The sequence below is a fragment of the Xanthomonas melonis genome (assembly GCF_020783655.1).
Taxonomy (GTDB): Bacteria; Pseudomonadota; Gammaproteobacteria; order Xanthomonadales; family Xanthomonadaceae; genus Xanthomonas; species Xanthomonas melonis.
The window spans coordinates 59867-71834 of the sequence record NZ_JAJGQH010000014.1 but is presented as its reverse complement, the minus strand read 5'-3'; the positions used below and the strand labels follow the sequence as shown (position 1 = coordinate 71834).

The 11968-nt window shown below is 65.5% G+C and carries 13 protein-coding genes and 1 pseudogene; 7 read left to right on the top strand and 7 right to left on the bottom strand.

Annotation, left to right across the window (positions count from 1 at the left end; genetic code table 11):
* Positions 1 to 37: 37 nt before the first annotated feature.
* Both LL964_RS14770 and can read right to left on the bottom strand, forming a co-directional pair.
* Entirely contained in the window at positions 38 to 568 is a 531-nt protein-coding gene (locus tag LL964_RS14770) for a 3-hydroxyanthranilate 3,4-dioxygenase (protein WP_104587890.1), read from the bottom strand.
* An 86-nt stretch (positions 569 to 654) separates the two neighbouring features.
* Positions 655 to 1317 (bottom strand): carbonate dehydratase, encoded by a 663-nt coding sequence (gene can, locus LL964_RS14765; RefSeq protein ID WP_104587889.1) that lies wholly within the window; start codon positions 1315 to 1317, stop codon positions 655 to 657.
* Between the two features lie 190 nt (positions 1318 to 1507).
* On the opposite strand from can, the pseudogene LL964_RS20170 reads away from it, so the two are divergent.
* Together LL964_RS20170 and LL964_RS14760 are read left to right on the top strand one after the other, a co-directional pair.
* Positions 1508 to 1697: pseudogene (locus tag LL964_RS20170) on the top strand (hypothetical protein); the annotation flags it as partial.
* A gap of 183 nt (positions 1698 to 1880) precedes the next feature.
* Positions 1881 to 2618 carry a hypothetical protein gene (locus tag LL964_RS14760; protein WP_104587888.1) on the top strand — a complete coding sequence of 246 codons (738 nt, stop codon included), beginning with the start codon at positions 1881 to 1883 and terminating at the stop codon, positions 2616 to 2618.
* Positions 2619 to 3015: 397 nt separating this feature from the next.
* Here the strand turns inward: LL964_RS14760 and LL964_RS14755 are convergent, their stop codons facing one another.
* From LL964_RS14755 to asnS, 5 genes are read right to left on the bottom strand one after another with little or no spacing between them, the layout of a single operon-like run.
* Positions 3016 to 3651 carry an FMN-binding negative transcriptional regulator gene (locus tag LL964_RS14755; RefSeq protein WP_104587887.1) on the bottom strand — a complete coding sequence of 212 codons (636 nt, stop codon included), beginning with the start codon at positions 3649 to 3651 and terminating at the stop codon, positions 3016 to 3018.
* A gap of 1 nt (position 3652) precedes the next feature.
* A complete protein-coding gene (locus LL964_RS14750; protein ID WP_104587886.1) occupies positions 3653 to 3979 on the bottom strand; it encodes a hypothetical protein in 327 nt (108 codons plus the stop codon).
* On the bottom strand, positions 3976 to 4281 hold the full coding sequence (locus LL964_RS14745; RefSeq protein WP_104587885.1) for a hypothetical protein: 306 nt from the start codon (positions 4279 to 4281) through the stop codon (positions 3976 to 3978). Before LL964_RS14745 ends, LL964_RS14750 begins: the two co-directional genes overlap by 4 nt.
* The gene (locus LL964_RS14740; protein WP_104587884.1) at positions 4278 to 4535 is read right to left on the bottom strand and encodes a hypothetical protein; all 258 of its coding nucleotides are present in this window, start codon (positions 4533 to 4535) and stop codon (positions 4278 to 4280) included. Before LL964_RS14740 ends, LL964_RS14745 begins: the two co-directional genes overlap by 4 nt.
* 1 nt (position 4536) lies before the next feature.
* Positions 4537 to 5931 (bottom strand): asparagine--tRNA ligase, encoded by a 1395-nt coding sequence (asnS, locus tag LL964_RS14735; RefSeq protein ID WP_104587883.1) that lies wholly within the window; start codon positions 5929 to 5931, stop codon positions 4537 to 4539.
* A gap of 203 nt (positions 5932 to 6134) precedes the next feature.
* Between asnS and LL964_RS14730 the strand changes: the two genes are divergently transcribed.
* The 5 genes from LL964_RS14730 (at position 6135) to smc (ending at position 11944) form a co-directional block, all read left to right on the top strand.
* Positions 6135 to 6473 (top strand): HesB/IscA family protein, encoded by a 339-nt coding sequence (locus LL964_RS14730; RefSeq protein WP_104587882.1) that lies wholly within the window; start codon positions 6135 to 6137, stop codon positions 6471 to 6473.
* A gap of 415 nt (positions 6474 to 6888) precedes the next feature.
* Positions 6889 to 7320, top strand: a complete 432-nt coding sequence (rpsF, locus tag LL964_RS14725; RefSeq protein WP_104587881.1) for a 30S ribosomal protein S6 — start codon at positions 6889 to 6891, stop codon at positions 7318 to 7320.
* A gap of 11 nt (positions 7321 to 7331) precedes the next feature.
* Entirely contained in the window at positions 7332 to 7562 is a 231-nt protein-coding gene (gene rpsR / locus LL964_RS14720; RefSeq protein ID WP_002804494.1) for a 30S ribosomal protein S18, read from the top strand.
* Between the two features lie 221 nt (positions 7563 to 7783).
* Positions 7784 to 8233: a 50S ribosomal protein L9 gene (rplI, locus tag LL964_RS14715; protein WP_104587880.1), complete on the top strand. Its 450-nt coding sequence runs from the start codon at positions 7784 to 7786 to the stop codon at positions 8231 to 8233.
* 207 nt (positions 8234 to 8440) lie between these two features.
* Entirely contained in the window at positions 8441 to 11944 is a 3504-nt protein-coding gene (gene smc / locus LL964_RS14710) for a chromosome segregation protein SMC (protein ID WP_104587974.1), read from the top strand.
* Positions 11945 to 11968: the final 24 nt, after the last annotated feature.

The following is an 11968-nucleotide window of genomic DNA, read 5'->3' as shown; positions in this document are numbered from 1 at the left end:
CGGCGCACGCCCGCTTCGCGTCAGGCCTGCCGCCCACTCAGTCGCCAGCCGCGGCATATCGTTCGGGCGCAGGGTGCACCTGCCCGCATCGGGTGCAGGTACGCAGCGCGGGCGAGCGGTAGAAGTGATCGAACACCGGCGGGAAGTCGGTTTCGATATTGCGCAGCGGGAACATCGCCTCGTACAGCTTGTGATTGCAGTGCGCGCAATACCACTGCAGCCCGTCGCGCTCGTTGGGCAGGCGCTCGCGCTCGATGACCAGGCCGACCGAGCCGGCGGCACGCTGCGGCGAATGCGGCACCTTCGGCGGCAGCAGGAAGATTTCGCCGGCGCGGATCGGAATGTCGCGCGCCACGCCCTCGTCCTGCACCTTCAGCACCATCTCGCCTTCGAGCTGGAAGAACCACTCCGGGCCTTCGTCGTAGTGATAGTCGGTGCGCGCGTTTGGCCCGCCGACGATCATGATGATGAAGCCGTCCTGCTGGATGCATTTGTTGCCCACCGGTGGCTTGAGCAGGTGGCGGTGCTGCGCGATCCAGGCATGCAGGTTGATCGGCGGGACCAGCATCGACGTTCCTCGGCAAAGAAGACGTCCAGCATAGCCAACCGGCGGCGCCGGTGGGCGCCGCGGTGGACCATGCGTGCGGCGGCGACTCAGCGTTCGGCGTGATCGGCTTGGATCTGCGCCAGCGCGGCGTCGTAACGCTCCTGCAGCAGCTCCGGGCGATCGATGGACATGCCCAGATCGTGCGCATGCCCATCGCGCAGGCTGTACACCCAGCCATGCACGCACAACGCCTGGCCACGGTCCCAGGCATCGCGCACGATGGTGGTGCGGCAGACGTTGACCACCTGTTCCAGCACATTGAGCTCGCACAGGCGTGCATGCTGCACCGGCAGGTCGCCCGCGTCGTGCAGGCAGGTTTCATGCTTGTCGGCCACGTCGGTGACGTGACGGATCCAGTTGTCCACCAGGCCCATCCGCTTCTGGGTGAGGCTGGCGAACACGCCGCCGCAGCCGTAGTGGCCGACTACCAGGATGTGCTTGACCTTGAGCACATCGACCGCGAACTGGATCACCGACAGGCAGTTCAGATCGGTATGCACGACCACATTGGCGATGTTGCGATGGACGAACACCTCGCCCGGCGCCATGTCGATGATCTGATTGGCCGGCACGCGCGAGTCCGAGCAGCCGATCCACAGGTACTCGGGCGTCTGTTGGGTGGACAGTTTGGAGAAGAATTCCGGATCTTCGCGACGGATACGCTCTGACCAGGCGCGGTTGTTGTCTAGCAGATGGTTGAGTTCGTTCATGTGGGCAGTATTCCAGAAAACGCGGTTGTGGTGGCTCCTGACGGAGCCGGAACGAATCAGCTTTCAGGCTCGATAGTATCGGCAACGGCGAATGTCCAGCCATTGCATTGATGCGGACACTGGCGCCGCAGATCGCTCGACCGGGGGCGCCGATGGCTGACTTCAACCATCCAGCAGCCCCGCGGGATCTCCTTGCCGCCGTACGCCTTTGCACTCGCTGAAAATCGGCGATCAATGAAGCGATGTCCGCGTGGCGTGCTTGGTTTGATGGCATTGCGTTGAAGCAGTGGCCGCTTCATCCGTCCGTGGACGTGCCACTGTCCGGTCTCGGCACGGTGCCAGGAGGTCGCTGTTGTCAGACGCCGATGCCCGTGCGGTAGCCGAGCGGCTGGCAACCGATGTGGCCGCCTTGCATACAGATCTTTGTCGGCGGTCTCGGTGCCGGCGGCGATCCATCTTCATCATAGGCTTGGCTGCCGTTCTGGTGACTGCTACAAGTGGCGTGCTGAGCAGTAGCTCGATCGGGCTTTCCATGCCGTCCAACTTCCTATCGGAGCTTTCCCATGTCTGGTCAAGGTCAACGTCACATCTTCCGCGTCACCTCGGCATTGGCCTTTTGTCTTTCGCTGACTGCAGTACAGGCTGCTGCGGTTGACGGCATACCGGCCGGTGACTGGCGCGGCATCCTGTCCTCAAGCACCAGCGCCGGCCCGGTCTATGTCCGCCTGAGCGGGCGCGCGACGGGAGCCGACGGCATACAGACGGCAGACTTGCGGTTCGGCCCTCCCTTCAACTGCGCGCTTGAGCTACGTGCGCAGCCGGACGGCTACGCGCTGTCGTCGCGCAATGGCGGCAGGTTTTGCGATGCGCTGGCCGGTGGGCGTGCCCAGCTTCAGGTGTCCGATGGTGCAAGCTCCCGCATGCAACTCACGCTGCAAGGCCGCGACTCGCCATTGATCGTTGTCCTGGACCAGAGCAGCGCAGGGCTGGCGGAAGCCGGGCGCTGGCGCGGGGCGGGCCTGATCTCCGCACAGCTGGAGATCGTGGCGACCACAATCCGCCCGGGAGACGTGCTCGGTCGCCTGCGCTACGGCGCCCCTCGCGACTGCCAGGTGGAATTGCGCTATGCCGGGCGTTCTGCAGACGCGTTGAATGCCTGGATTGTGGCTAACGATAGGGGCTATTGCCGTCAGCTCAGCGATGGCCAGGCCAGTCTGCGGATCCGCGCCGATGGCAGTGCAGAGCTCGCGCTTGTTGTGAGAGGTCAGCGCGATACGACGCTGTTCGAGCGGATGCCCTGAGGTGGTTGCAAGGGCGCATCTGCCAGTTAAGGATATGTCCTCAGGCAGCGCGCTGGGCTGCAATGTGATGTTCATTCTGGCCGGTGCCGGACTCGGCGCAGAGGCGGTGCCTCTGGGCTCAGTGCGGTACGGTTCGCCACGGCTCCGTCTAACGTGCGTACCACGCGCTGGACGCACGTACCCGTCGCGGCGCCGCATCGCCATCTGCACCATTGCGAACACCAGCATCTACGATGGCTAAATCAGTCCGGAACCGATAGTCCCTGGTGAGCGTATGACAAGCTCGCTCGCGTGCTCCTGCCGAACATCCGTCGATTCGCTGCAGCGTGCGCTCGGATGTGGCCGACGCGGCGCGGCGGTCTGGCGATAGTCGTCCAGGTGCGCAGCCGAGGTTGTCTCAGCGTGTCGTATCGGCATCCACTGCCGCCTGCATCAACGCTCCGATCGCGTGCGAGGCTTGGTCGTGTTGCTGCGCCAGGAACTGACTGACGCTGCGCTGATTGGCCGCCGGGTGGTTCTGGCTCAACTTGAAAGTGAGCTCGATACGGCGGGGGACGAAGCGAAAACCGACCAGGCCGCGCAACTGGCGGCGATGGCTGTCGCGTTCCATCTCGAATTGCCAGTCGCTGCCGACGCGCTGCTCGAAGTGACGGCTCATGCGGCCGATCAGATCACCTAGGGCCTGCTCGTCCTCCACCCGGCTGCATTCGCCATGCAGATGCGCAACGGCGTAATTCCAGGTCGGCACGCGCGCAGCTGCCTCCTTGTCCGGATACCAGTTCGGCGACACATAGGCGTGCGGCCCGTGCACCACGATTACCGCATCGCCAGTGGCGCGGGCCTGCGGATTGGGGCGCGCCCAATGCCCCTCGATGGTGACGGCCTCGCCATCGCGACGGTACAGCACCGGCAGGTGCGAGATCGCCGGGACACCGTCGTCGCCTGGACTGATCAGGGTGACGAACGGGTCGCGCGCCAGCAGGCGGTCCAGCAGCGCCAGATCGGTCCGGGCGAAGGCGCGCGGTGCGTACATCTCAGGCGCGGCCGCCCATGTTCACCACCATGCGTTCGCGCAGGTCGGTGTCGTCGTCGCCTCGCGGTGGCGTGATCTCGTGCAGCGAGAAGCCGCGGATCAACGCATCTTCTTCGTCCAGCCCGTCCAGCGCCACGAATTCGGCGTCGAACAGGGCGGCACGCGCGCTGTCTTCGCTGTCGTAGGCCAGTGTCTTGCCGTCGCTGTCCAGCACCTCGGCGGTGCCGGCGGCCTTGATGCGCAAGCGCGCCCAGATGAGGGTGCGGCCGATGGTGGCCAGCCACCATTGATCGCGATCGAGGTCGGTATCCGGTGCAGCAGTCGTCATGTCAGAACCTTGGAGAGCAGGCCGAGCAGGGCCGCCATGCCCAGGCCGAAGAAGATGGTGAGCAGCGAGAGCCAGGCGGGCGTGGCCAACCCGGACAGCGCATTGTCGCGGTAGCTGCGGTAATGGCGCGCCAGCAACCAGCGCAATGCCACGGGGCTGATGAAGGCCGGGTCGCCGAAGCTTTCCAGCGCCTGCGGATGGCGGTCGCGCAGGTGCACCAGGGTCAGCGGCCAGAAGATCAGCAGCGCGGTCAGACCTGCGACGGCCAGGCCGACGAAGCACAGGGCGAAGAACAGAATCATGCGGCCGCCAGCATCAGGAAAAGTTTCGGAAGTAGCGCGCCAATGATCAGCGCTGCAATGGCCCAGCGAAGCGGAGCCGTGGCATGCCGGGTTGCGGTACGCGCGCTGTTGGTCTGCCACCAGCGCTGCGGATCCAGCTGGCGCGACGCCAGCCGCGCCAGCGACACGTTACGTATCGCTGCCAGCCCGCCCGTAATCGCCGCCAGCCCGAAGGCCAGCGATTGGAGGATGGGGATGGCGGCCGGCAAGTTCACCTCAAAATTCCGCGCTGCCTGGCGCACGCGGGTAGGCGATGGCGTCGCGGATATTGCTCAGCCCGCACACGTAGACCACCAGGCGTTCGAATCCCAGGCCGAAGCCGGCATGCGGCACCGAACCGTAGCGGCGGAAATCGCGATACCAGCCGTAATGCTCCTTGTCCAGGCCGAACTGCGCCATGCGTGCATCCAGCACGTCCAGGCGCTCTTCGCGCTGGCTGCCGCCGATGATCTCGCCGATGCCCGGCGCCAGCACGTCCATCGCCGCGACGGTCTTGCCGTCGTCGTTCAGGCGCATGTAGAACGCCTTGATGTGTTCGGGATAGTTGGTCACCACCACCGGGCGGCCGATGTGGTCTTCGGTGAGCCAGCGCTCGTGCTCGGTCTGCAGGTCCAGGCCCCATTCCACCGGGAAGTCGAACTTCTTGCCGGCGTTCTGCAGCAGCTTCACCGCATCGGTGTAGTCGATCTGTTCGAACGGCGCGTTGATGAAGGCTTCGAGCTTGGTGATCGCGTTCTTGTCCACGCGCTCGGCCAGAAACGCCAGGTCGTCACCGCGTTCGTCCAGCACCGCGCGGAACAGGTACTTGAGGAAGTGTTCGGCCAGGCGTGCGTCTTCGGCCAGATCGGCGAAGGCGATCTCCGGCTCGATCATCCAGAATTCGGCCAGGTGGCGTGTGGTGTGGCTGTTTTCTGCGCGGAAGGTCGGGCCGAAGGTGTAGACCTTGCTCAGCGCCAGGCAGTAGGCCTCTACGTTGAGCTGGCCGGACACGGTGAGGAAGGTCTCCTTGCCGAAGAAATCGCGGCTGAAATCCACATTGCCGGCGGCGTCGCGCGGCAGGTTGACCATGTCCAGCGTGGACACGCGGAACATCTGCCCGGCGCCTTCGGCATCGGAGGTGGTGATGATCGGGGTGCTGATCCAGTTGAAGCCGTTCTGGTGGAAGAAGCGGTGCACCGCCTGCGCCAGGCAGTTGCGGATGCGGGTGACCGCGCCGAACAGGTTGGTACGTGGGCGCAGGTGCGCCACTTCGCGCAGGAACTCCGGCGTCATCGGCTTGGGCTGGATCGGATAGGTCAGGGGGTCTTCGACCCAACCCACGATCTCGACGCCACTGGCCTGGATCTCGAACGACTGGCCCTTGCCCTGCGACTTCACCAGCACACCCTTGGCGATCAGCGAACAGCCGCTGGTCAGGCGCTTGAGTTCGTCGAAGTTGGGCAGGGTGTCATTGGCCACCACCTGGATCGGAGCGAAGCACGAGCCGTCGGTCACGTTGATGAAGGCCAGTCCGGCAGATCCGCGCAACGTGCGCACCCACCCCCGTACCGTGACTTCGCCGCCTTCGGGCAGTTTGCCCGCAAGCGCATGTTCAACGCTGACCACCGTCATGACTATTCCCCGCCGTTGCGACCTTGAATGACCTGCGAGTTTACTGGCTGCGGCCGCGCTGGCGCGAGCATCTGAACAGCTTGCCCGGTGCCCGCTTGTCGCGCGCGCGTGCTGCCCCCATGTGTTGCAGACCCCGCCACCCGGCCTGCCACCCGTGATGTGCGGCCTCGCTATACTTGCCACCACCGTTCCGGAGAGCTCCCATGGCCGTCAGCCTCACCCCCGCCGCGCTGGAGCGCGTGCAGCGTTTCGTGCAGCAGACCCCGGGTGCCTTGGGTCTGCGCTTTGGCGTGACCAAGACCGGATGCTCCGGCTGGGGCCACATCACCGACCTGGCGCGCGAGGCGCGCGACGACGACGCGGTGTTCGAGCAGGGTGGGGTGCGCATCTTCGTCGACCCGGTCAGCCTGCCGCTGGTGGATGGCACCCGCATCGATTTCGGCAAGCATGGTCTGAGCGAGACCTTTACTTTCAGCAACCCCAACGCAACTGCCGAATGTGGATGCGGCGAGAGCTTCACTACCGACGCCGAGCATCGCTGAGCCGGCCGACGCGCGCTATCCCTTTTCCTGCGGGATAAGTTGCACGAAGGGCGGATGAGGGGGTGCCCCAGGCATCTGTCAGTGCCCGGAATCAAAAACGCGTCGCCACGCGCCTTCAGAAGTGACGCTACGACTGCTTTGCCCGTACCCTCACTCAACCCCCGGCCCGTGCTTGCGGCGCGGGCGCTCCAAGGCGCATGCGCCAGTGGCGCGTAAGCCGTGCCTTCTCGCCCCGGCGGGGGAGGGCGTTAGAACGTCCTTGCTGGACGGCCGGTTGCGGCTAAACGCCTGAGCTGCCATACTTTCGAGCTTCCTGCCTGGCTCTCGGGCGGGAACCCTTGCTCCACCGGCCGCTTGCGCGGACCACCGGGGGGCTGTCCGGCCCACGTGGCCACATCCGAAAGGTAAAACAAACATGAGTCGTCATTACGAAGTCGTGTTCCTGGTCCATCCGGACCAGAGCGAGCAGGTCCCGGCCATGATCGAGCGCTACAAGTCGCTGATCGAAGGCGGTAACGGCACCATCCACCGTCTGGAAGACTGGGGCCGCCGTCAGCTGGCCTACCCGATCCAGAACCTGGTGAAGGCGCACTACGTGCTGCTCAACATCGAAGTGGACCAGGCCGTGCTGAGCGAGCTGGTGGAAAGCTTCCGCTTCAACGACGCGGTGCTGCGTCACCTGGTCGTCAAGCGCGATGGCGCCGACACCGAGCAGTCGCTGATCATGAAGAGCAAGGACGAGAAGGGCGACCGGCCCGAGCGTAGCGACCGTCGTCGTCGTGACGACGAAGAGGGCGAAACCCCCGCCGCCAACGATACCGACGGCGACAACGCCGAAGCCGCTTAAGGAGCGCTGTCATGTCCAAGTTCTTCCGTCGCCGCAAGTTCTGCAAGTTCACCGCCGAGGGCGTCAAGGAGATCGATTACAAGGATCTCAACACCCTGCGTCAGTACCTCACCGAGAACGGCAAGATCGTGCCGAGCCGCGTGACCGGTACCAAGTCCAAGTACCAGCGCCAGCTGGCTACGGCCGTCAAGCGCGCACGTTTCCTGGCGCTGATCCCGTACACGGACAACCACGACGTTTAATCCGAGTCCCTCGGAAAAGCCCGCACGGTAGTATGTGAGTTCCTCACAAAAGCCCGCACATCCATGTGCGGGTTATCAATTGATAGGCGTCTGGTGGTTCGGGATGCGGTGTCGATCGCGCTCTTGCGATTCCCAAATCCCGAATCCCGAATCCCGTCTTTTCGGACAGCACCCGTTGCGCCCGCCATCGTGCTGGCGCTAACGAATAACGGAGTACCACCATGGATCTGATTCTTCTGCAGAAAGTGACCAACCTGGGCAATCTGGGCGACAAGGTCAGCGTCAAGCCGGGCTACGGCCGCAACTTCCTCGTGCCGCAGGGCAAGGCCGTGCCGGCCACCGCTGCCAACGTCGAAGCGTTCGAAGCCAAGCGCGCCGAGTACGAAGCCAAGGCCAACACCATTCTGGCCGACGCACAGGGCCGTGCCGCCAAGTTCGAAGGCGCCAGCGTCACCATCGCGGCGCATGCCTCGACCGAAGGCAAGCTGTACGGCTCGGTCGGCCCGCGCGATATCGCCGAGGCCTTCACCGCCGCCGGCCTGCCGCTGGAAAAGAGCGAAGTGATCCTGGGCGAAGGCGCATTCCGCAATGTCGGCGAGTACGACGTTGTGCTGCACCTGCACGCCGATGTGGAAACCTCGGTCAAGGTCATCGTCGAATCCGACGTCTGATCACCGCCGCACGCAGTACCCGAAGGGCGCCTGGTTAGGCGCCCTTCGTGTTTTACGGCCGGCCGCAGCGTAGCGACCGCGCCCGTTATACTCATGCCCCATCGCCGGTTGCGTGGCCCGTAGATCTTGTCGATCAAGGGCTTGGCGTCGGCTTCACAGGAAAGCGCCTGCCGGCTGGTCCGCGCGGTGCCCGGAACCCGCCCGTCCATGCGCCTGTCCACGATCAAACTGTCCGGTTTCAAGTCGTTCGTCGATCCGACGACCTTGCACCTGCCCACCAACATGACCGGCATCGTCGGCCCCAATGGCTGCGGCAAATCCAACATCATCGACGCGGTGCGCTGGGTGATGGGCGAGAGTTCGGCCAGCCGCCTGCGCGGCGACTCGCTGACGGACGTGATCTTCTCCGGCTCCTCGGCGCGCAAGCCGGTGTCGCAGGCGACGGTGGAGCTGATCTTCGACAACTCCGACCACACCATTTCCGGCGAGTTCGCTTCGTTCAACGAGATCTCGGTCAAGCGCCTGGTCAGCCGCGATGGCAACAGCGCGTACTACCTCAACGGCACCAAGTGCCGGCGGCGCGACATCACCGACCTGTTCCTGGGCACTGGCCTGGGGCCGCGCAGCTATTCGATCATCGAGCAGGGCATGATCAGCCAGATCATCGAGGCGCGCCCGGAAGACCTGCGCGTGTACCTGGAAGAAGCCGCCGGCATTTCCAAGTACAAGGAACGCCGCAAGGAAACCGAGACCCGCATCCGCCACACCCGCGAGAACCTCGACCGCCTGGGAGACCTGCGCGAGGAGATCACCAAACAGCTGGCGCACCTGCAGCGCCAGGCACGCCAGGCCGAGCAGTACCAGGCCTTGCAGGAAGAGCGCCGGATCAAGGACGCCGAGTGGAAAGCGCTGGAGTACCGCGCTCTGGACGGGCAGTTGCAGGGCCTGCGGGAGAAACTGAACCAGGAAGAGACGCGTCTGCAGCAGCTGATCGCAGATCAGCGCGATGCCGAGGCGCGCATCGAAACCGGGCGCGTGCGCCGCGAGGAGGCCGCCGAAGCGGTGGCCAAGGCGCAGGCCGATGTCTACCAGGTGGGTAGCGCGCTGGCGCGGATCGAGCAACAGATCCAGCACCAGCGCGAGCTCTCCCATCGCCTGCACAAGGCGCGCGATGAGGCGCAGAGCCAGCTGCAGGAGCTGTCCCAGCACATCAGCGGGGACTCGGCGAAGCTGAGCGTGCTGCGCGAAGCGGTGGCCGATGCCGAGCCGCAGCTGGAGCAGCTGCGCGAAGACCACGAGTTCCGCCAGGAAGCGCTGCGCGAGGCCGAAGCGCGGCTGGCCGACTGGCAGCAACGCTGGGAGACCCACAACCGCGACACCGGGGAAGCCTCGCGTGCCGGCGAGGTGGAGCGCACGCGCGTGGATTACCTGGACCGCCAGTCGCTGGAAGCCGAGCGCCGCCGCGAAGCGCTGGTCAATGAACGCGCCGGGCTGGATCTGGATGCGCTGGCCGAGGCGTTCGAGCAGATCGAGCTGCGCCACGAAACCCAGAAGGCTTCGCTGGACGGGCTGACCGAGCAGGTGGAGGCCCGCAAGCAGACCCTGTCCGCCTTGCAGGAACAGCAACGTGCCAGCCAGGGCGAGTTGGCCGAAGTGCGCAAGCAGGCGCAGGCTGCGCGTGGCCGCCTGTCGTCGCTGGAAACCCTGCAGCAGGCCGCGCTCGGTCAGGAGCAGGGCGCGGCCGTGGCATGGTTGAAGGCGCGCGGACTGGATTCGGCCGCGCGCGTGGGCGAGCGCCTCACGGTCGAAAGCGGCTGGGAAAACACCGTGGAAAGCGCGCTGGGGCAGTTGATCGAAGGCGTGCTGGTGGATGCGCCCGAACAGCTGGTCGATGCCTTGGACGAGCTGGGCGAAGGCCGCATCGCCCTGGTTTCCGGCGTCACCGACACTGCGAACTTCGCGCCGACCTCGCTGGCCGCCAAGGTACAGGGGCCGATCGCGATTCGCCGCCTGCTGGCGCGCCTGCACACGGCCGAGGATCTGGAGGCGGCACGCACGCTGCAACGCAGCCTGCCCGAAGGCGATTCGGTGATCACCCGCAATGGCGAACGCCTGGGCGAGGGCTGGGTGCGTGTATCGCGCTCGGGCGCGGCCAAGCAGGGCGCCTTGCTGCGTGAGCGCGAGATCCAGGAGTTGCGTACCCAGATCGAGACGCTGCAGGAGCGCGAGGCCGACCTCGAACACCGGCTCGCCAGCTTCCGCGAGCAGTCGCTGGCGGCCGAGCAACAGCGCGAAGATGCGCAGCGGCAGCTGTACATGGCCCATCGCAGCGTGTCCGAGCTGGCCGGTCAACTGCAGAGCCAGCAGGGCAAGGTGGATGCGGCGCGCACGCGCATCGAGCGGATCGAAACCGAGTTGTCGCAGTTGCTGGAAACCCTGGATGCCAGTCGTGAGCAGGCGCGCGAAGCGCGCACCAAGCTCGAGGACGCGGTCACCCTGATGGGCGATCTGCAGGGCACCCGGCAGTCGCTGGAGAACGAGCGCCGCCAGCTCACCGACGCGCGCGATCAGGCACGCGATGCCGCGCGCGGGGTGCGCGATGCGATGCATGCGCTGGCGCTCACGCTGGAATCCCAGCGCACCCAGATCGCCTCGCTCAGCCAGACCCTGGAGCGCATGGACAGCCAGCGTGGTCAGCTCGATACGCGCCTGGAAGACCTGCTGTCACAGCTCAGCGAAGGCGATTCGCCGGTCGAGACGCTGGAGCACGAACACCAGGCCGCCTTGAGCGAGCGCGTGCGCACCGAGCGCGTGCTCGGCGAAACGCGCACCCTGCTGGACAGCATCGACGGCGAGCTGCGCAGCTTCGAGCAGACCCGCCAGCAACGCGACGAACAGGCGCTGGCGCAGCGCGAACGCATCAACCAGCGCAAGCTCGATCAGCAAGCGCTGGTGCTCAACGCCGAACAGTTGTCGGCTGCGGTGGTGAAGGCGGGGTTCGTGCTTGAGGACGTGGTCAATGGCCTGCCCGAGGCGGCCAATGCCGCCGAGTGGGAAGCGGCGGTGGGCCAGATCGACGGGCGCATGCGGCGCCTGGAACCGGTGAATCTGGCGGCGATCCAGGAGTACGGCGAGGCCGCACAACGGTCCGAGTACCTGGACGCGCAGAACGTGGATCTGATGACCGCGCTGGAGACGCTGGAGGAAGCCATCCGCAAGATCGACCGCGAAACCCGCGGCCGCTTCAAGGACACCTTCGACCGCGTCAACTCCGGCGTGCAGGCGCTGTATCCGCGCCTGTTCGGCGGCGGACATGCGTATCTGGAACTCACCGGCGAAGACCTGCTCGATACCGGGGTGACCATCATGGCGCGCCCGCCCGGCAAGCGCGTGTCCAGCATTTCGCTGCTGTCCGGTGGCGAGAAGGCGATGACCGCGGTGGCGCTGGTGTTTGCGATCTTCCAGCTCAATCCCGCGCCGTTCTGCCTGTTGGACGAAGTGGATGCGCCGCTGGACGAAGCCAATGTCGGCCGTCTGGCCAACATGGTGCGCGAGATGAGCGAGAAGGTGCAGTTTCTGTTCGTCAGCCACAACAAGGCCACCATGGAAGCGGCGCGGCAGTTGTCCGGCGTGACCATGCGTGAGCCGGGCGTCAGCCGCCTGGTCAGCGTGGACCTGGAAGAGGCCGCCCGTTTGGCGGGTGCGGCATGACGTGCCATGCTTGTCGGAATGACG